The sequence below is a fragment of the Dehalococcoidia bacterium genome (assembly GCA_035528575.1).
Classification (GTDB): domain Bacteria; phylum Chloroflexota; class Dehalococcoidia; order E44-bin15; family E44-bin15; genus DATKYK01.
In genome coordinates this window covers 53,715-74,229 of the sequence record DATKYK010000029.1, presented here as the reverse complement: position 1 = coordinate 74,229, position 20,515 = coordinate 53,715, and the positions used below count along the sequence as shown (strand labels likewise).

The 20,515-nt window shown below is 52.9% G+C and carries 16 protein-coding genes; 10 read left to right on the top strand and 6 right to left on the bottom strand.

Annotated elements, in window-relative coordinates; all coding sequences use genetic code 11:
* The first annotated feature begins 132 nt into the window (after positions 1 to 132).
* Together VMX96_07000 and VMX96_06995 are read left to right on the top strand one after the other, a co-directional pair.
* Positions 133 to 3,534 carry an adenylate/guanylate cyclase domain-containing protein gene (locus VMX96_07000; GenBank protein ID HUU63646.1) on the top strand — a complete coding sequence of 1,134 codons (3,402 nt, stop codon included), beginning with the start codon at positions 133 to 135 and terminating at the stop codon, positions 3,532 to 3,534.
* Positions 3,535 to 3,647: 113 nt separating this feature from the next.
* Complete coding sequence (locus VMX96_06995) at positions 3,648 to 4,937, top strand: GMC family oxidoreductase (GenBank protein ID HUU63645.1); 1,290 nt, start codon at positions 3,648 to 3,650, stop codon at positions 4,935 to 4,937.
* Positions 4,938 to 4,973: 36 nt separating this feature from the next.
* Here VMX96_06995 and VMX96_06990 read toward each other — a convergent pair whose 3' ends face one another.
* Entirely contained in the window at positions 4,974 to 5,852 is an 879-nt protein-coding gene (locus tag VMX96_06990) for a PAC2 family protein (protein ID HUU63644.1), read from the bottom strand.
* A 24-nt stretch (positions 5,853 to 5,876) separates the two neighbouring features.
* Positions 5,877 to 6,617, bottom strand: coding sequence for an MBL fold metallo-hydrolase (locus VMX96_06985; GenBank protein ID HUU63643.1), 741 nt, complete (start codon positions 6,615 to 6,617; stop codon positions 5,877 to 5,879).
* A 166-nt stretch (positions 6,618 to 6,783) separates the two neighbouring features.
* On the opposite strand from VMX96_06985, the gene VMX96_06980 reads away from it, so the two are divergent.
* The 3 genes from VMX96_06980 to VMX96_06970 all read left to right on the top strand — a co-directional run bounded on the left by VMX96_06980 (position 6,784) and on the right by VMX96_06970 (position 9,404).
* Positions 6,784 to 7,353 (top strand): hypothetical protein, encoded by a 570-nt coding sequence (locus VMX96_06980; protein HUU63642.1) that lies wholly within the window; start codon positions 6,784 to 6,786, stop codon positions 7,351 to 7,353.
* A gap of 1 nt (position 7,354) precedes the next feature.
* On the top strand, positions 7,355 to 8,155 hold the full coding sequence (locus VMX96_06975) for a Sir2 family NAD-dependent protein deacetylase (protein ID HUU63641.1): 801 nt from the start codon (positions 7,355 to 7,357) through the stop codon (positions 8,153 to 8,155).
* A 64-nt stretch (positions 8,156 to 8,219) separates the two neighbouring features.
* Complete coding sequence (locus VMX96_06970; GenBank protein ID HUU63640.1) at positions 8,220 to 9,404, top strand: CaiB/BaiF CoA-transferase family protein; 1,185 nt, start codon at positions 8,220 to 8,222, stop codon at positions 9,402 to 9,404.
* Positions 9,405 to 9,406: 2 nt separating this feature from the next.
* Here the strand turns inward: VMX96_06970 and VMX96_06965 are convergent, their stop codons facing one another.
* From VMX96_06965 to VMX96_06950, 4 genes are all read right to left on the bottom strand, one after another.
* Positions 9,407 to 10,345, bottom strand: a complete 939-nt coding sequence (locus VMX96_06965; protein ID HUU63639.1) for an ROK family protein — start codon at positions 10,343 to 10,345, stop codon at positions 9,407 to 9,409.
* Between the two features lie 149 nt (positions 10,346 to 10,494).
* Positions 10,495 to 10,965, bottom strand: coding sequence for a GNAT family N-acetyltransferase (locus tag VMX96_06960; protein ID HUU63638.1), 471 nt, complete (start codon positions 10,963 to 10,965; stop codon positions 10,495 to 10,497).
* Between the two features lie 126 nt (positions 10,966 to 11,091).
* On the bottom strand, positions 11,092 to 12,309 hold the full coding sequence (locus tag VMX96_06955; protein ID HUU63637.1) for a SufD family Fe-S cluster assembly protein: 1,218 nt from the start codon (positions 12,307 to 12,309) through the stop codon (positions 11,092 to 11,094).
* On the bottom strand, positions 12,297 to 13,028 hold the full coding sequence (locus VMX96_06950) for an ABC transporter ATP-binding protein (protein ID HUU63636.1): 732 nt from the start codon (positions 13,026 to 13,028) through the stop codon (positions 12,297 to 12,299). The genes VMX96_06955 and VMX96_06950 overlap by 13 nt, the downstream gene beginning before the upstream one ends.
* Before the next feature lie 147 nt (positions 13,029 to 13,175).
* On the opposite strand from VMX96_06950, the gene VMX96_06945 reads away from it, so the two are divergent.
* From VMX96_06945 to VMX96_06925, 5 genes are all read left to right on the top strand, one after another.
* Entirely contained in the window at positions 13,176 to 13,685 is a 510-nt protein-coding gene (locus tag VMX96_06945; GenBank protein ID HUU63635.1) for a MarR family transcriptional regulator, read from the top strand.
* 182 nt (positions 13,686 to 13,867) lie between these two features.
* Entirely contained in the window at positions 13,868 to 17,062 is a 3,195-nt protein-coding gene (locus VMX96_06940) for an efflux RND transporter permease subunit (GenBank protein HUU63634.1), read from the top strand.
* Positions 17,063 to 17,489: 427 nt separating this feature from the next.
* Positions 17,490 to 18,428, top strand: a complete 939-nt coding sequence (gene cysK / locus VMX96_06935) for a cysteine synthase A (protein ID HUU63633.1) — start codon at positions 17,490 to 17,492, stop codon at positions 18,426 to 18,428.
* Positions 18,421 to 19,131 carry a serine O-acetyltransferase gene (gene cysE, locus VMX96_06930; protein ID HUU63632.1) on the top strand — a complete coding sequence of 237 codons (711 nt, stop codon included), beginning with the start codon at positions 18,421 to 18,423 and terminating at the stop codon, positions 19,129 to 19,131. The genes cysK and cysE overlap by 8 nt, the downstream gene beginning before the upstream one ends.
* 55 nt (positions 19,132 to 19,186) lie before the next feature.
* Positions 19,187 to 20,395, top strand: a complete 1,209-nt coding sequence (locus tag VMX96_06925) for a homocysteine biosynthesis protein (protein HUU63631.1) — start codon at positions 19,187 to 19,189, stop codon at positions 20,393 to 20,395.
* Positions 20,396 to 20,515: the final 120 nt, after the last annotated feature.

Below are 20,515 nucleotides of genomic sequence, written 5' to 3'. Positions count from 1 at the left end.
TCGTTTCGCCCCTTACCCCTTGTTACCCATGCCTGTCATCGGCAATTGTAGGCAACCATTGACAACAGTTCCCCTATCGTCTACGATGGCCCCACCAGTAATCAGCATATAATTCGCACAGCCTGAATGAAAATGAAATGCACAAAGTGCCAGCTTGAAAACCCAGTGGGCATGAAATTCTGTGGTCAATGTGGTGCCAGACTAGAAACCATTTGCCCAGAATGCAATTTTTCAAATCCAGTTGAGTTTAAATTCTGCGGTGAGTGCGGCCATGACCTTGCCGTTACATCTCTGGCACCCCCCGTAGAGCTCTCCTTTGAAGAGAAGCTAGAGAACATCCAGCGCTACTTGCCTGGTGGTCTCACCGAGAAGATACTTGCACAAAGGGGCAAGATAGAGGGTGAGCGCAAGAAGGTCACAGTCATGTTCTGCGATGCAGAGGGGTTCAGCATCCTCTCCGAGAAGCTCGGCCCTGAGAAGGTCTACTCCCTCATGGACGAGGTCTTCGAGATGCTGATACATAAGGTCAACGAGTTCGGGGGCACTGTGAATAAGATGACGGGTGACGGTGTCATGGCTCTGTTTGGAGCGCCCATAGCTCTTGAGGACGCTCCCCAGAGGGCAATTCGTTCAGCGCTGGCAATACAGCGGGAGATAGCTAGATTCAGTGATAGAACGAAAGCAGAGACTGGCTCACCTTTGAGGATGCGTATCGGCATACACATAGGCCCTGTCGTAGTCGGAAGCCTGGGCAATGATTTGCGTGTAGAGTTCACCGCTGTAGGTGATACAGTGAATCTCGCCTCAAGGATGGAGGGTCTTGCAGAGCCTGGGACGGTATATGTCACCGAGGAGACCTTCAAGCTCACCGAGGGCCTGTTCAGATTTGAGGCGCTGGGGGAGAGGCAGGTCAAAGGAAAGGAAGCGCCCGTCAAGGCATATCGTGTTATAGCTCCCAGCACCAGGAGAACCAGGTTCGATGTAAGCGCAGAGCGTGGCCTGACACCGTTCCGTGGCAGAGAGCGTGAGCTTGAGCTGTTGCTGGATGGCCTTGACAGGGCCAGGTCGGGCAGGGGACAGGCGTTTTCCATCATGGGTGAGGCAGGGGTGGGCAAATCCAGGCTGCTCTATGAGTTCAGGAAGGCAATAGCTAATGAGGATGTCACCTTCATTGAGGGCAGATGCCTTTCCTACAGCACCAATGTAGCCTATCACCCTGTTATAGACCTGCTGAAGGCCACCTTCGACATTCGGGATGCTGACTACGATGACCAAATCAGGGATAAGGTGAAAACAGGTCTCAAGGGAATTGGAGTTGATGAAGCATCGACACTCCCTTTTATATCGGAGATGCTGTCGGTCAAAGCTAGTGGTATAGATGCCCTGAACTTGAGCCCTGAAGCGAGGAAGGATAAAACCCTGGAGGCACTCAAGAAAATCGTGCTCAAAGCTTCTGAGATGCGCCCCTTAGTCATGGCAGTTGAAGACCTCCACTGGGTTGACAGGAGCTCAGAGGAAACCTTCAAGGACATGTTGGATGCCATATCGGGGGCCCAGTTGCTCCTGATATTCACCTACCGCCCTGAGTTCGTGCATACCTGGGGCAGCAAGTCATATCACAACCAGGTGAATCTGAATCGCCTCTCTAACCGTGAGACACTGGCGATGGCATCATACATCTTAGGAACTGACATTATGGGCGAAGACCTCCAGGAGCTTATCCTGAATAAGACAGAAGGCATCCCCTTCTTTGTCGAGGAGTTTATAAAATCACTTAAAGACTTAGGGATGATTGAGTGGAAGGACAGCGGGTATTATCTGGCAAAGGATATACAGGATGTAGCTATCCCCAGTACTATCCAGGAAGTAATCATGGCCAGGGTTGACTCTCTTCCCGATGGAGCAAAGAGTGTGCTTCAGACGGGCTCTGCCATCGGGAGGGAGTTTAGCTGTGAGTTGATAAAGCGGGTGACGGGCATACCCACGCCAGAGATGACCCCCCATCTTTCTGTGCTGCGTGACTCGGAGCTATTGTATGAGCGAGGGATATTCCCGAGGGCGACCTATATCTTCAGGCACTCACTAACCCAGGAGGTAGCATACGACAGCCTGCTCCAGAAGAAAAAGCAGGAGATACATGAGAGGATAGGGCAGGCTATAGAGGAACTGTACTCAGACAGGCTGGAAGAATTATACGAGGTGCTGGCCCAGCACTACTCCAGGAGCGAGAACCACGAGAAGGCCTACCGTTATCTGAAGTTATCAGGTGACAAGGCAACGCGAAGTAACTCCCCCTGGGAGGCTTTCCATTCCTACAAAGCAGCGATAGATGCTCTCAACGTACTGCCTGACAACGAGCAGAGAAAGAGGAGAAGTATAGAGGTGCGCTTATCGATGCTGCCCTCCATGTCTCGCCTGGGCTATCATCCCGAAGATTCACTGGCAATCCTTCAGGAGGGTGAGAAACTGTGCCGAGAACTAGGGGACGACATGAGCCGTGCCAGGCTTGCAGGTTTCATGGGCGTGGCCTATTCATTTGAGGGAAACACTGTACAGGCACGAAAGTACCACGAGACTGCCTTTCATGCGGCAGAAGGTACTGACGACATCGAGCTAGTAGTACAAATAGGGTTTGCGCTCTGCTCTTCCTATAGCGTTGATGGGCTGTATTTAGAGATTGCTAAAGTCGCACCCACGGTCATAACCCGGCTTGAGAGCAGCGGAAGAGAAGGCGAAATTGAGACATTGGGCAGAAGCAATGCATACTCTATGCTCCTGGCATACTATGGGGTTGCTCTTGGAATGCAGGGGGATTTCGAGCAAGGGTCAGCGCACTGCGAAAAGGGACTCCGCTTTGCCCTGCAACTCAATGATCCATTCACTCTGTCTAATGTGCAATTACTTATTGGTATATTGTTTCTTACTAAAGGTGAAAGCCGAAAGGCTGCTGAGCATCTCGAGAGCGCCATCAAATACGCTGAGGAGGTACAAAGCTATTATCTCTTGGGAGTATCTTGGGTCTTGCTTGGAGTTGCATATTACCTGCTTGGTGAGCTGGATACTGCCCGCAAATATATGGAGAAAGGCCTGAAGGTTTACCAAGACATAGCAATGCCTGATTTAATGTCACAGATGACCTATGGTTGGTTGGGCGTGGTTTATACCGATGAAGGTAACCTGGAGGCTGCCAAGAGTTACCTAGAGAAGTCCTTGAAGGCGTCACAGGATAGAGGTTCAAGGTTTTGGGAAGCGTGGTGGTTAGGCTGGCTGGCAAGGACATACAACTGGGCTGAGGTCTTAGAGTCATCCCAGGCCGAAGCAAGTTTGCTGCATTCTATAGAGGTTCTGGGTGAACTGGAAATGAAACCGTGGTGCGCCATAGCGTACTCTGTCATCGGAGAGCTCTACGGTGACACGAGCCAGAAAGAAAAGGCACTGGAAATCCTAAAAAAAGCCGAAGGGATGATGCAAGAAATGGGAATGGACTACTGGCTGCGCAGGACGCAAGAGGTACTGGAGAGGGTGGATAGCTGATATAAACGTCAGGGAAAGTGGGGGCGGGAGATCGAATAAATCGCTGTTAGCCGAAGTTGACGCGGCGGCCCTAGTGCTGATATGCTTTATTTCAAGAGTGGGGGTAAAGCAATATGGATAACAAAAGGTATGAGTTCCTCATCGTAGGTTCAGGAGCAGGCGGAGCTACGCTGGCAAGGGAGTTAAGCAAAAGGGGCAAGGAGGTGCTAGTAGTAGAAAGGGGAAAGTATGAGGAGAAGATCGGAACCGTCTGGACATCTATGCGATACTTCGACGGAACTAAGTTGACCTTGACGCCCCGAAAGTCGAGGGAGGGCGTGATCCTGTGGAGGGCCCTCATGGCGGGAGGCTCTACGGTCGTTTCCAATGGTTGCGCGACTCGATGCCTGGAAGAAGAACTGGCAGGTTTTGGGATCAACTTGGATGAAGAATTCGCAGAATGCGAGGAGGAAATGGGAGTCGCTCCCTTCGACGAGAGACGATTGTCGAAAGGCTCCAAAAGGATGCTTGAGGTATCTCGGGAGCTGGGTTACCATATGGAGCCGATGCCCAAATTTATCAATCCTAAGAGATGCAAGAGGTGCGGGGGTTGCGCGATGGGCTGTGTGAATGGTGCCAAGTGGACGGCCCTGGATTACCTGGAAGAGGCGAGGCAAAATGGAGCCGACATCGCCTATAATACCAGGATTCAACGGGTTCTGGTGGAAAATGGGAAAGCAAGAGGTGTCAGGGGAACAGGGCCACATGGTCGGATTGAAATCCTATCGGATGTGGTCATCCTTGCCGCTGGGGGATTGGGAACCCCTGTGATCCTGCAGCAATCGGGAGTCAAAGACGCAGGCCAAGGCCTTTTCATTGATCTCCTGGTGGAAACCTATGGGGTAACGAAGGGTCTCAACCAGGTCGATGAGCCGCTGATGGCGCTCGTTGATTATGAATTTCACAAGAGCAAGGGATTCATTATATCCTCATATATGAATCAGACAAGGCTGACCAGGTTCTTGGAGCTTGGAGTTAGGGGATTTGCCCTGCCCACCAACCGGTTGCTCGGCATTCAGACCAAGATTGCGGATGAGCCTGCGGGGCGTGTCTACCCCGATGGAACGGTCTCAAAGCCGGTGACCGAAAGGGACTGGACAAGGCTGCGGGCGGGATCGGCGATATCGAAAGAGATACTGGTCAAAGCCGGTGCGGATAGCAAGTCCATCGTGGTTTCGAAGGTGCAGGGCGGTCATCCCGGTGGAACCGCCGCCATCGGAAAGGTGGTCGACGAAAATCTGCATACCAAGATAGATAACCTTTTCGTTTGTGATGCCAGTGTTTTTCCCACAGCATCTGGAATGCCGCAAATTCTGACAATCGCTGCCTTGGCTAAACGTTTGGCCAAGATGCTGGCACCTTAGCGCCATTTCGATCGTTACTCTACCCATCCCCTTGGTTTAATTGCCCTCTTTTTGCTCCCCTTTGTCCTTGAGAAATCGCTCTATCTCCTTAAGAAGCTCCTCAGTCTTGTATTCCGGCCCAAGCTCCTCCTCGCTGGTCTGCTCGGCTAACCGCGCAAAATAGTCGATGAGCTCTTTGGCCTCTTCCCCGAAAGACTCCTTGAGATTACTTATCTTTTCCTCTATTTGCTCACCCGTTTCTCTGGCCCAGCGATCGATGTCCGTCAGGTCAATTTTCAAATTCGACATTTGAGCCAGCACCTGGAGTACCGCTCTGGACGACATGGGATTTGCGATGTGGGTGGTGTAAATGGGTATCTCGCCCAGCAGGCAAATGCCAGCCATGTTTCTTTTTTTCGCCGCCCCTAGCAGCAGCCCGTTCATGCCACTGATGCTACCCTGCTTAAGAGGGGCCACGTCGTATTTCTCCAGCCGGGGGATCAATCTGGGCTTGTTGACTACTGCTAACACCCTCGGCTTCTTGGTGTGGTAGATATGTGTGGGTGCAGCAGCAAAGGTATAGAGCCTTTTGACCTCAAATCTCTGGGCCACGTCTAAAACCAGATTTGCCAGCTGGTAACCATTCATCTGGGGCTGTGCCTCGCCAATTAAGATTATCCAGTCCCTCCTGCCGTGACCCCTTGACAGATAGAATGTGTTCTCCGGGAATTCTACATCCTGTACTATGCTTTCCTCGATAAGCACGCCGCTCAGGTCGAAGAAGCCTTCGGGTGCGATGCTGCCGATTTCCTTGGCATCCCATTTCTCGGTTAAATACCGTGCAGCGATGATCGCCACGCCCCCCATACCGGGCCATGCCGCTACCATGTAGGGATTCCTGAGCTTTGGCTCACTATAAAGTCTGATCGCTTCCATTTTATCTGCGCAACCGTTGCCCAATTATAGCATGGGGAAGTAACTTAATCTAACGGAGGCGAAGTTCTGCTTAACGTTGTTAACGCCCTTTATCATTGCGCCGAACTGTGTGCTGTGCCCGGGAAGCACGTACTCGATATCCAGCTCCGATAGCCGCTCGATGCTCTGCTTTAAGAGCTTGCTATCCCCACCGGGGAGGTCTGTCCTTCCCACCCCGCCATAGAAAAGGACGTCTCCGGTGATGAGCACCCGGTTATCGGGCCAGTAAAGGCTTATGGAGCCTGGAGAGTGACCCGGGGTATGTAGAATCTGGAGATTTAGCTTACTCTCCTTGCCTAGATTCAGGTCACCCTCTTTGAGGTAGAAATCCGGTTCGAATGCCATCCCACGTCCCAGTAGCTTAGCCATGATTTCACCCATTTCCCGGCGATACCCATCCTCATCCTGGTGAAGGGTGACGAGAGCATGGCCTGGCTTGCCACCCTTCTCCCTGCTACGGTCCACCAGAGGCTGATTCCCCTCGTAGTGGTCGGGATGGGCGTGGGTATTGATGATCAGGCCGATGTCCTCGGGCTTCAGGCCGTCTCTCTCCATGGTGCTGAGCAATTGGTCCAGACAGCGCTCGTTAAGCTCATTTTGCACATGTCCCGGGTCGATGAGGACGTGGGGACGGTCGCCGCGCAGCACATGGGTAAATAGATAGCTATTACAGTTATTGCCCTTCCCCGGCCAGATATAGCAGTGTAGATTTTCCAGCAGTCTCATCTTCGCCCTTTTCGCTATATACTACTCTTTGCTTTAGCCTGGAATAGCTAGTATCTATTTTGCTGGTAGAGCCAAAGAATAGTATAATTGAATGGCGTCAACTAATCTAGCTTTTTATGTGGCGTAGTGGGATTAGAAAAAGGGAGTTAGAAAAGAAGTGGGTGAGATGAAGAGCGCCTTTGAGAAGGCGATGGAAAAGGCTGAGAAGCTGGGTAGTCTCTCACCTGAAGAGATGAGGGAGCGTAAGGAGGCAGAATGCACCACCCTGGGGCGGGCAATCGCGGCGCGATACATGGGCCATGGCCATAAGCAACTGCTCAAGGAGGAGGTGGGGCGGTATAGCGGCGATGAAAGGGGCATCGTGATGGGGGCGGCGCTTTCCAGGCTGGTTGAGGCCGTCGACCTGGAAAGCGGCGATCTGATTGAAAGGGCGCTGGAGGGTTTAGTTACCTTGAAGGGGAAGGGTGAAGTGATGGAGGTAACGGAGAACATAAAGGGGCTTCTCCAGGAGTTTCGGGATGTTAAGCAGCAGAAATACGAAATTGAAAAGGAAGGCATCGAGAAGGACGAAAGGGAGCTGCTTCATCGATTGAGGATCGCGGGAACTGCGGTGGGGGCGATTAACCTGAAGTCCAGCGAAGCCTGGGCAATGCTTTCTACGGAGCTTGAATCCCAGTTCAGCCAGAGGATGGAGGCACTCAAGCGGGAACTGTTAGGCTTATTTGAGGAGGGCTGAAATGACAGAGCAGCTTCACCAGGTGACATCCATTGTCGCCAGTGCGCGTAACCTGGTGGCATTCACCGGTTCGGGTATCTCCGCCGAGAGCGGGATTCCCACCTTTAGAGACCCCGGCGGGCTGTGGGACCGATACGACCCGGACACGTTTGGTACCGATGGTGTCGCCACACTGGGAAAGATAACCGAGGCGGGTCGAGCTTTCCTTCAGGAGATGGTCGACACTTTAGAGAGGGCCAGACCCAATCCTGGCCATCTGGCCCTGGCCGAGCTGGAGCGGATGGGAATACTCAGCACTGTCATCACACAGAACATCGACGATCTGCACTGTGAGGCGGGAAACACGAGAGTCATAGAGGTACACGGAAATATGTACCGGCTGAAATGCCTGACCTGCGGTCGGACCTTCAAGCTGAAGAAGGGGGAGGATCTCCCCGCAATGGTAAAACAGCTTGACGAGGTTAAAAAGCAGGAGAGCTTAGATATTACCCAGCTCATGCCTAGGTGCCAGTGTGGCGGGCTTACCCGTTTCGACGTGGTGCATTTCGGCGAGCCGGTCCAGGATTTCCCACGGGCGGAGCAAGCGGCCAGTTCCTGCGACGTGATGCTAGCGCTGGGTACATCGGGTGTTGTTACCCCGGCCGCCCTTCTCCCCGGCTATGCCAAGAGGGCTGGCGCCAGGGTGATAGAGGTCAATGCCACCGGTAGCTACTTCTCCAGTATTGACGATTTTGCCATCGTGGAAAAGACGGGGGATGCCCTGCCCCGGATAGTGGCAGCGGTGCGTGAGATACTGGGCTAGCCTCGCTGCTAATGAGTCTAGCTTCCTTTTCGAAAATTTAGGTTAAAAATTAGGAGGGATGAATATGACAATGGCGCTGGAAGGGATTAAGATAATCGACCTCACCCGGCTGGGGCCGGGGCCCTACTGTACCATGCTGCTTGCCGATATGGGGGCCGATGTGATAAAGGTCGAGGCCGGCGGCGGGCGCGCCTCCCAGGTGATCGAAACCATGGAAGCCGAGGTGGAGGAAAGGAGGCGGGCATTTAACGCCGAGGGGCGAAACAAGCGCAGCATCGTTTTGAACCTGAAGATGGGTGGGGCACGCGAGGTATTTTATAAACTGGTTAGGGATTCCGATGTGGTAGTCGAGGAGTTCCGACCCGGGGTGTTGAAACGTCTGGGTGCGGATTACGATACTATCAGCAAGATAAATCCAGGGATAATACTCTGTTCCATTACCGGCTATGGTCAGGATGGACCCTATGCGCAGGTTCCCGGGCATGACATAAACTACATGTCAACGGCCGGTGCCCAGAGCATGATCGGCCCCCGTGGCGGTCCTCCTGTGATGATGTTCAATCTGATCGGCGATTATTCGGGGGGTAGCATGCAGGCAGCCCTGGGGATAACGCTGGCACTTATAGCCCGGGAGCGCACCGGGAGGGGGCAGCACGTGGACATCTCAATGACAGACGGCATCATTTCGCTTATGCACGGAGAGGCTGCAGGCTATTTTGATACCGGCAGGGTACCTACACGTGGCGATCTACTCAGTATCGGTGGCGCTCCATTTTATGGGGTCTACGAGACCAAAGATGGTAAGTATGTCAGTATCGCTGCCCTGGAGCCATGGTTCTACGCTAACCTCTGTGAATTGCTTGGTCGTGAGGACCTCCTTCCTTACGAGTGGGATACGGCGAAGTGGGATGACCTTAGCGCCGAGTTCCGTAAGATCTTCCGCACCAAGACAAGGGATGAGTGGGTAGAGCTACTGCGGCAAAAGGACGTCTGCGTGGCCCCGGTAAAATCCGTTAATGAGGTCTTCGAAGACCCCCAGGTGGTTCAGCGCGAAATGGCGGTGGAGATCGAACACCCAACGCTGGGTAGGGTTAAGCAGGTGGGTATCGGCATCAAGCTTTCGGATACCCCCGGAGAGGTAAGAAGCGTTGCCCCCAAGCCGGGCCAGCATACCGATGAGATTATGCTGGGGCTGGGCTATACCAGGGAAAATATCGCTGAATTGCTAGGATCGGGGGCCATAGCCTAGATTCAGCTTGATTGTAGCACCAGGGCCACTCCCCCCAAGGCCTCGGCATCGGCCCCCAGTCGGGCCAATTCAATACGAACTGCTGCAGCCGGCAGCTCATAGGCGCGATCCCTGACCACTTTTATGGCCGGTTCGAGAAGCAGCCGACCCATTCTAGATAGGCCACCCCCGATGAGGATGAGCTGGGGGTTGAAGATGTTGACGATATTAACCAGCCCTACCCCCAGATAATAGGCGGTCTGCGATATCAATTCATTCGCCAGGGGGTCGCCCTCCTGCGCCGCAAGAAAAACGCGTTGCGCGCTAACCTTTTGTAGCTCTCCATCGGCGAAATTCAATATACTGGTCTGGGCGCCGGCCTTGATCTGCTTCACCGCCTCCCTGGCCAGGGCTGTCCCGGATGCGAAGGTCTCCCAGCAGCCTATGTTGCCACAGCTGCAACGGGGGCCGTTGATATCGATGGTCATGTGCCCGATCTCGCCGGCGCTGCCCGATGCGCCGTGGTATAGCTGACCATCTATCATTATGCCACCACCGATCCCGGTGCCTACACACAAGTAGACCAGATTGGCGATGCCCACTGCGCCGCCAAAGTAGTGCTCCCCTAATGCGGCGACAGTAGCATCATTTTCCAGGTAGACGGGAAGGTCGAATTCTCGCTGGAGGATGTCTTTTAAGGGGATGTTATGCCACCCTGGCAGGTTCGGGGAGAGGGTGATTACGCCGGTTGCTACATCGCAGGCCCCGGCAGCACCAATACCTATGCTCGCTATGTCCGCCCCGGAAGCTACTTGCTTGATACACGCGATGACCCGCGTTATGACCTCATCCGGTCCCTCTTGGGCCAGGGTGTCCTTCAGCTCCTTTCTTAAAATGTTGCCGCGGTAGTCCGTCAGGATCGCATTTATCTTGCTGCCCCCTAGATCGACACCGACAATCATTTTTTCGAGCTTCTTGGGCATGTCATTACTAGGATATAGCATAAACGGTGGCAGGTCAAATGGGATTTATCTTACGGCGGTGTTATTTAAACTTCTCTCCCTGCTATATAACGGGCAGTTACCACAGGAGAAAGGGGTCTCTCGAGTTCTTAGCGGGTACTCAGTCGTTTGCGATAACGAACTGCCAATGGAGCATCGGCTCTTATATGTTTGGTGGTGCCGTCGAGGACAAAACCCATAGCCTCATAGAACTTCACTGCGGCTACGTTTCTTTGAAAGACCCACAAAGTGACTATGTCGTAACCTCTGGATCGGAGTTCACTAAAAGCCCATTCCGTAAGTCGCGAGCCAAGACCCTTCCTCCAATGATCTGGTGAAATATAAAGTCCCCAGACCTCCCCACAATTCTCTTTGCCTATGTCTTCATCCCGACTGGGCCCGATGATCGTATAACCGAGCACATTACCATGCTCTTCGGTTACCACAATCTCTTCCGTTTTTTCCGTAATCGCCTTCTGAAAATGGTCTTCCCATTTGTCGATTGTGAAATCCTTGAGCACCAATTCTTGAATCATGCCACGATAAGCCGTTTGCCATGAGGCTACATGGACCCGAGCCAATGCGTGTGCATCTTCAGCGAAAGCCCATCTGATGGTCATAGCCTATGATTAATCAAAGTCCAAGTTAAGATACCATCTTTAGCTTAGTCGTATGCGCGGAAATAATACACTGATGACTACTTGAGGTTATAGCAGTTCCTGCTCGCTTAGCTCGATGGCGCGCTGCATTTGAGCGCTGAGCTCCGGCGGTAAGCCCTCGATGTCAACGCTTAAGAAACCCCTTATAATGACCGCGACAGCTTCGTCCCGGGAGAGGCCCCGCGCCATGAGGTACTCTATCTCTTCCTCCGCAATCTTGCCCACCGCTGCCTCGTGAGAGAGGTCTACCCCTTCTACCCATCCCTCAAGCTCGGGAATGGCGTGAATTACCCCCTCCTCCGATAGGATCAGGCCGCGGCACTCCAGGTGCCCCTTGACATCGGGAACCTGCCCTACCAGGTGACCCCGGGCGATGATACTCCCCCCGGTGGTGATCGCCCGCGATACAATCTCCGCCCTGCTTCCCCTGGCCTCCAGGATGACACGGGAGCCGACATCCATTGTTGATCCCGTAGCGGCAACAAGAACGCTGTTGAAACGTATCAGGGCGTTTTCCCCGACTAATCGCGCCTTGGGGTACATCTGCAGGGTGCGTACCGGCTTGAGACAGACGTAGTTGCTTAAGAATGTGCCGCCCTCTTCAACGATTATCCCGCTGCGGGGGCGCACCGCCATCCTGGGCGCCCAGTTGTGGATCATGGTGAAGGTAATTTTGGCCCCTTTCTTCACATAGAACTCGGAAATCCCGATGTGAAGGCCCTCCCTTTCCATCTTCGCGGTGGCACAGCCGGTAATTATATGAAGCTCCGAGCCCTCCTCGGCGATAATGACATTGTGCACGTTCTGGGCCAGACCATGCTGAGAGATATAAAGACAGGCCTGGACTGGCTGTATGGCCTTTACCCCGGGGAGCGTGCGGATGAAATAGCCATGATGCTGGTTGCGCTCCGCCTCGGCGGTGAATTTATCGGCACCGGGAGATACTGCCTGCCACCAGTAATCCGGGAGCCAGGGGTATTTCTCCAGCGCCGCAACGGTGCTCATGAGCTCCAGCCCTTCCTGCTCCGCTTTGCTGTGAACCACCGAGTGGTCGATCTGGAGGAAGGTACCAGAGCGCTGTGCCGGGTCATCCAGCATCACCCCCGAACCCAGGATACGCTCCTTGTCTTGAGACGGAAGGAGAGAGGGGTCTTCTTGATAGGGATGTTCCTCCGCTACCTGGGAGTAGGCATCTAGATCGATGCTATCCCCGGGGGGAGAGTGTTTTCTTTCCTCCGTTTCTCGAGGGCGTTTTATTTCTGACATACGGCACAGCCTTCGTAGCCATGACTCTTTATGCTGGTCAGAATCTCCTGCGGATTTCCGCGACACCAGATGCCGCCATTAAGCAGGACACAGGCCCGGTCTGCATTGACATAATCCAGGATGTGTCCGGTGTGGGTAATGATCAGGCCGGAGCTGGTTCTGCTGCGCATACGGTTCTTCTGTAAAAGCTCGTTGATCATCTCGCCGACCAGTGAGATGTTCACCAGGTCGACCCCGGAATCGGGCTCATCGAGCAGGACGAATTCCGGGCTCTGGGCGATTAGCTGTAGTAGCTCCGAGCGCTTGATCTCGCCACCGGAAAACCCATAGTTCACATCTCGATCGAGGAGCTCTACCATATTTGCCTGCTCGGCAAGCTGCTCGATAACGGCACCGTCTTCCCTGCTGCCCAGGCACGCCCGCACCATATCCCTCATCTTCACGCCGCGCACCACCGGAGGGCGCTGGAAGAGGATGCCGATACCCATCCGGGAACGCTCATCCACCGGCAAATGGGTAATATCCTCCCCATTGAAGAGGATGCGTCCCCTGGTTACCTTGTAGCGGGGGAAGCCCATAATCGCCATCAGCAATGTGGTCTTGCCGCTGCCATTAGGGCCGAAAAGAGCCAGGGTCTCGCCAACATCGACATTGAGGCTAATGTCATGAATTACCTCCCTGCCCTCAACCTCTACGGTTAAATCTTCCACCTCTAGCATATGACCACCTCCACTGGATATCATTAGTTTATGTTGTTTTCGGCTTTTTCGCAAGAAAGGGTAATATAAGACTCCTGGTAACAGGGATTGACAATTCAACAGGACCGTAATATTATTCCATTATGGAAATATTTCACGGGGAATTTAATGACAGATGATTATCAGCAACAGGTTTACGATGGCCGGATAGCTAGTCTTGTACAGGACTTGCTACAGATAGAGATAAAGTTCAATGCTATGTTGCCCAAAGATCTTGAGAAACTGCAATATCTGCTTGATGGGATACATATCGGAGATAAACCTCATCGCTTCATAAACTACAACCTTTTCTGTCGTATAAGCTTCAATCTCTATCGGGTAACTAACATGACAATGAGTGAATTAAGCCATGCACTATCGGTGCCGTTCAGCAGTGCAACGCGGATGGTCGACTGGTTTGTGGATAACGGGTACGCACAGAGGTTACCCGACCCGGAAGATAGGAGGGTTGTTCGGGTAGCTCTCACAGATGGTGGACGGGAGCTTTACCAGACTACTGAGAGATATATGGTACAGCGTTTCCGGCAAATGCTTTCCCAGCTGACGGCCGAGGAACAGACTATGTTTTTAATGCTCATGGAGAAAGTGGTTAGGGGCTTGCAAGAGACGGAACGCTAGGTTTCAACAGCATGCACCCACATGCGAAGTGTTTCCGCGTGATAGAGGATAACTACATAATGTGCGCATTTATGTTTACTACTACTATCGCCGGATGGGGAAATATATGCACTTAAGAAGGTCTACAGTAATGACCAAAGCTACCAAGGGTGGTTCTAGTCCAAGACCTGAAGGGAGAGAGTATGTGGTATCTAACTAAGCTAGGTATACGCAGCCGCCTGTTAACGATCTTATTAGCAGTCCTATTAACGGGTGCCGCAATCTGGGGCACTTTTCAGCTTAAGACGGAGCTGATACCCAACATCGAATTCCCCTTTATCAGTGCAATAACAGTTTATCCGGATGCTTTACCAGAAGCGGTTGTGAGCGAAGTGACGGTGCCCATTGAAGATGTCATCTGGGAGCGATTTGAAGGGCGGGGTCTAAAGCACATATCCTCTACGTCGGCAAGTGGAATTTCTGTTCTATTTATGACTTTTGAATACGGCACCAATATGGATGACACGAACAGTGCCATAGCGGAAGCCATTGATGGTCTCGATCTTCCTGATGAAGTCCGGCAGTTAGAAGGTAATCCCCAGATTATACCTATCGACCTCAGCCAGATGCCCCTGGTGATCCTGAGCCTCAGTGGTAACTATTCCCAGTACGAGCTGAAAAATATTGCAGAGGATCAATTTATTCCGTTTTTTGCACAAGTTGAGGGAGTCTTCAGTGTGGAAGTTGAGGGTGGTGATAAGGAAAGGGTTATCATCTCACCCGATCCTCAACAGCTAGTGGCATCAAATGTCTCTTTGTATCAGATGGTAGCGTTGCTCAGAATGAATGGGCAATTTGATTCCCTGGATGCTATCAGGAATGCACCTATGGGTGTGGACGGTGTAGTCCTAGACGACATAGCCAGTGTGGAAACCGGGCCATCTCCGAACAAGGCTATCACGCAAACGAACGGAGAGCCGAGTGTGGCGATCTTCGTGATGAAAGAGAGTGATGCAAATACCGTCGACACAGCAAATGCGGTAATGGAAAAGTCACGTGAGATCGAGGCGGATCTGCAAGGGGATATCACAGTCGTTCCACTTTTAGACCAATCGGAGTTCATTGAGGATAGCGTAAGCCAGTTGCTACTGATGGCGATTATTGGCTTCATTTTGGCAATATTTATTGTCTTTCTCTTCTTGATGGCTTTCCGCGCTTCGCTTGTGACAGCAATGTCTATTCCAGTGAGTGTATTGATCGGTTTTCTGGTCATGTACTTTGCCGGCATTACCATTAATCTCCTGACCCTGAGTGCTATGGCGATTGCTGTTGGTCGTCTGATTGATAACAGCATAGTGGTCACGGAGGTTATATATCGCCGTATGAAGGCCGGGGAGGACTTTCGAGCAGCTGCAATTGGCGGCTCGAGAGAGGTAGCAGCCCCGATCACATCCGCTACTCTAGCTACCGTAGCCATTTTCCTGCCGCTGGCCTTTGTTGGCGGCATCGTGGGGGAGCTCTTCGTTCCGTTTGCTCTCACAATAACGTTTGCATTGATAGCCTCACTGTTGGTAGCGCTGATAGTAGTACCCGCCTTCTCGAAGTGGTTCGTTGGCAAACAAAGAAATAGGGTCGGCGAAGAGAAGACCAAACCACGTCAAAGCTGGTATCAGAGAGGGTACGTTTCTGTGCTTAAGTGGGCTCTGGGCCACCGGGCCATCACCCTGGTAATCGCCTTCATTCTATTTATTGGCAGTATTATGCTTATCCCTGTGATCGGGACTTCGTTTTTACCCAGTATGGGTATGCCTATGCTAATGGTAGAGATTGAACTTTTACCCGGGACTGAGCTCCAAGACACCAGTGATGTTGTCGCACAGGTTGAGTCAGTAATCGATAACCAGGTTCAAGGCATGCAGTACTACTGGTCAACTATAGGGACGTCATCATCGCTGATGGGCATCATAAGCACAATGCAGGGTGGTGGTGACAACACCGCTGAGATCACAATCATGCTAGAACCGAATACGGATGAGAAAAGGGAACGTCTTGCGCTAGATGAGGGCCTCGATGATTTAAGGGAGGGGGTGGGATTCGATTTCGTCAAGGTTCTCACTGGCGAGGAATCGGACGCCGGTATGATGGGCGCAGCTGGTGTCGATCTATCGGTTGTAGGAGAAAGCTCTGATGAGGTAAACCGGGCTGCTGAATTGCTTTATGAAAGGCTGTTGGATATTGAGGGTATATCGAACCTCGAGACCCAGCTCACTTTGGTTGTGCCTACACTAGTCATTGATCTAGATATATCCAAAATGATTGGCATGGGGCTGAGCGATGAGCAGATTAATGAAACGTACAAAGAGAAGTATCTCTTGACATCGGGGACTAGCTCTGACGATGTTATGGTAAGCATAGACAGTGATAGCTATGGCATTACGCTGAAGGGGATTTCCGGAGAGCTGTATTTTGCCGATGATCCCACAACGTTGACAGAAGCGCTGCCGATGGGCTTTCCGGTATTTGGAACCTTGGGTAATATCTCGGATGTAGATCTGCCACTGAGTCCCACCCATATCAGCCACTATGATCTGCAGTTCTCAGCCGCTATATCGGGTACCGTTGATGAAAAGGATATGGGCGCAGTTAACAGCCAGGTTAATGAGGCAATCGATGAGGTACTGGCTACCCCCGGACTTGAGGGCGTAGATGTAAAGATAGGTGGGATATTTGAGGAGATGGCGAGTGGCTTCTCCAGCATGGCCATCGCCATAATCGCCGCAATATTCATCGCCTTGCTGATACTTGTCATCTCAATGAGATCAATACTGAATCCCCTTATTATCATGGTCAGCCTGCCACTGGCATCTATTGGCGCCATTTTGGGTCTACTGATTTCTGGTTATACCCTAGGTATGTCGGGAATGATGGGTATACTGATGCTCGTGGGCATAGTGCTCACCAACGCAATCGTCCTCATTGCCTTGGTGGTACAATTGCAGAAGAGTGGTATGAGCGCCTACGATGCCCTGATTGAAGGCGGACAAACAAGGCTGCGACCGATCCTGATGACGGCGTTAACCACAATGATAGCTATGGTACCACTGGCTGTTGGAGTCGGAGAGGGCACTATTATCGCTGCTGAGCTGGCCGTGGTAGTGATCGGTGGTCTGTTCACTTCAACACTATTGACCCTCGTGGTTATTCCGGTGATTTACAGCCTGGCCGATGGTCTGCGCAACCGCAAACGAGTTGCGGTAACGACAGGTGATATCAGGTGTCCAAAATGCGGCTCTGCCACAGTCGTAATGACAGCAAAAAAGGGCCCGAATGCCGGTAGCAGATTCCACGTATGCAGCCGCTATCCTGAATGCAAAGGGAAAGTACCGCTTTCAGACTAGGTTAGTTACAACCTATGCGGAGGTTTTCCTGCTCGACTGATAGCTACGGATTTCATTAGCCTGCTGAACTTTGGAATAGTAACTGTAATCGACGTCTTTTTAACCCTGGCCAGCACTATGATGGTTTTATAGGCATTTATCGTGTGGGTCGATTCTCAGCGAGAAAGACACTGTCTCGCTCGGGCGCAATGCTAAAACCTGGTCTTATGGATTCGGGCCAAGGCTTAATGGTGGACTATCTTAAGTCCTTCCTCAGGGGAAATGGTGGTATAGGTATCGTAAACTGAACCTGTATTAATACCCACTAAACCATTATTCAATAGTTATTCTCAGGGCTGGAATTGTATCCTTTCTTTTTATTGTTTGTAGGGTTGCTACTACACGATATATGGGCTAAAATGATAATCCATATTCGGTGGGAGTATAAATGCCGGGGATTGCCAACAGTATTACCGGGCTGGTGGGGAATACCCCTCTGGTAAGGCTGAACAGGGTGAGCCAGGGGCTGGGTGCAGAGGTGGTGGCCAAGCTGGAGGCTTTCAACCCCTGCGGCAGTATCAAGGACAGGATCGGTGTCTCCATGATTAATGCCGCTGAAGGGGAAGGCGCGATCAAAGAGGGCACTGTTATCATCGAGCCCACCAGTGGCAATACCGGGATCGCCCTGGCCTTTGTCTGCGCCGCCAGGGGCTATCGATTGATCCTCACCATGCCTGACACGATGTCCCGGGAGCGCCGCAGGCTGCTCAAGGCCTTAGGGGCTGAGTTGGTCTTGACGCCGGGAGCAGCGGGAATGAGCGGGGCGATCAGGGAAGCGGAGCGACTGGTGAAAAGTATCCCCGATTCCTATATGCCCCAACAGTTCCGAAATCCCGCCAACCCATGGGTTCATCGCGAGACCACTGCCGAGGAGATCTGGAAGGATACTGAGGGGCGGGTGGACATTCTTGTTGCCGGCGTGGGTACCGGCGGGACGATCACCGGGACCGCCGAGGTGATCAAGCAGAAAAAACCGGGCTTTCGGGCCATTGCTGTAGAGCCGGCGGGCTCGCCAGTCCTCTCCGGGGGGAAGGCTGGCTCCCATCGGATTCAGGGCATCGGCGCAGGATTTGTCCCTGAGGTTCTTAACTTGGCACTCATTGATGAAATCATTGCGGTCACTGATGAAGATGCGGCGGTGATGGCGGAGCGGTTGGCCAGGGAGGAGGGGATACTGGCGGGCATCTCGTCGGGGGCGGCAACCTGGGCTGCAATAGAGGTGGCGAAAAGAAGGGAAAACAAGGACAGGCTTATCGTAGTGATCCTGCCCGATAGCGGGGAGCGCTATCTGAGCACCGGACTTTTTGGAGGTAATGAAGTTGCCTAATCCCTTAGGTATACTAGGGGAGGACCTGAAGACGGTTCTTGATAAAGACCCGGCGGCGAGAAGCTATCTGGAGGTCATCTGCTGCTATCCAGGGCTACATGCCTTATGGCTTCATCGGGTCGCCCATTTCCTATGGCGGCATAGACTCCGCCTCGCCGGTCGCTTGCTCTCCCAATTAAGTCGCTTCTGGACCGGGATCGAGATTCACCCCGGAGCCGCCATCGGCAGGAGGTTCTTCATCGACCATGGCATGGGCGTGGTCATCGGGGAGACCTCGGAGATCGGCAACGATGTGCTGCTATATCAGGGTGTGGTCCTGGGGGGAACTACCCATGAGAAGCGGAAACGCCACCCCACCCTCGGTAACAACGTGGTTGTTGGAGCGGGGGCCACATTACTGGGTGCAATTACCATTGGGGATGGGGCGAGGGTCGGCGCCGGCTCGGTGGTGGTGCAGTCCGTGCCCCCTGGGGCAACCGTGGTGGGGATTCCCGGGCGTGCAGTGACGGGGGATGAGGGGCCAGCGGAGGCTCTGGAACATGGTAGATTGCCAGACCCGGTTAATGATGCACTCAAGCTTATCATTGCTGAGCAGTCCGGGCTGGCTGAGCGCCTGCGGCGTATTGAGGAGTCCCTCAGCCTTCAGAAGGATGAGGAGAAACCTGAGAAGCGGGGTGGCGAACGTGGGATGGCGCGCGGATGATTAAAGAGGCTGTTATGGGTTCCAGCTTTAGTTAGTACCAAAAGAGGAGGGGGAATTGACAAAGACCATCGCGGAGATAAATGAAAAGATTGGCAAGGGCCAGGCGGTAGTGGTAACCGCCGAGGAGGTCATCGGTCTGGTGGCGAAGAAAGGCGTGGAGAAGGCTGCCAGGGAGGTGGATGTGGTGACCACGGGCACCTTCAGTCCCATGTGCGGCTCGAGTGCCTACTTCAACCTGGGGCACTCCAAGCCAAGGATAAAGGTAGGTGGCGGAAGAGCCTACGTCAATGATGTTCCCGTTTATACCGGGGTTGCCGCAGTAGACGTTTTTCTGGGCGCGACCGCCATCCCCGATGATGATCCCAGAAACAGGGTTCGCCCCGGCCCCTTTAATTACGGCGGCGGGCATGTCATTGAGGAACTGGTAGCTGGGAGGGATGTGAGGCTGGTGGTCTCAGCCTACGGCACGGATTGCTACCCCAGAAAAAGGCTGGAGACCTGGATTAATATTAAAGACCTCAATGAGGCGGTTCTGTTTAACATGAGAAACTCCTACCAGAACTACAATGTGGCGGTGAATCTCTCAGAAAAGACCATCTATACATATATGGGGGTGCTCAAGCCGAAACTGGGTAGTGCCAACTACTGCTCAGCGGGTCAACTCTCCCCGCTGCTTAACGACCCGTTCTATAAGACTATTGGTATCGGGACGAGGCTTTTCCTGGGGGGTGGCATGGGGTATGTCGCCTGGCATGGTACCCAGCATAGCCCTGATGCGCTGCGCTCCACTGACGGGGTGCCCCGGAGAGGAGCGGGAACGCTGGCGGTGATCGGCGATCTGAAGCGAATGAACCACAGGTGGCTGGTGGGAACTAGCATGCTTGGCTACGGTGCTACCCTGACCGTGGGCATCGGCGTCCCCATACCCATCCTGTCCGAGGAGATACTGCGCTACACTGCGGTAAAGGAAGAAGATATATTCGCCCCCATTGTGGATTACAGCGACGCCTATCCGCAGCGGAGCCCTGACATTCTCGGGGAGGTTAGCTATGGCGAGCTCAGGAGCGGCAGGATATCGCTTCAGGGCAAGGAGGTACCCACAGCATCGCTCTCGAGCTACCCCAGGGCGGTGGAGATCGCCAATATACTCAAGGATTGGATGATGAGGGGGGAATTCCTGCTAACCGAGCCGGTAGCACCGCTTCCCGGTGTTGAGGAGGGGATCACCGTCAAGCCTCTAAAGGAGCGGCCCATAGGGGAGTAGTTAGATACAAAGTGTTACCCGTGGAGATGTATTGTATAGGTGTCAACTATATGGAAAAGCGGATAACTATAGCATCTTGCAGGACCATCGCCCGATACCTCAGGCTTGCCAAAGATGACA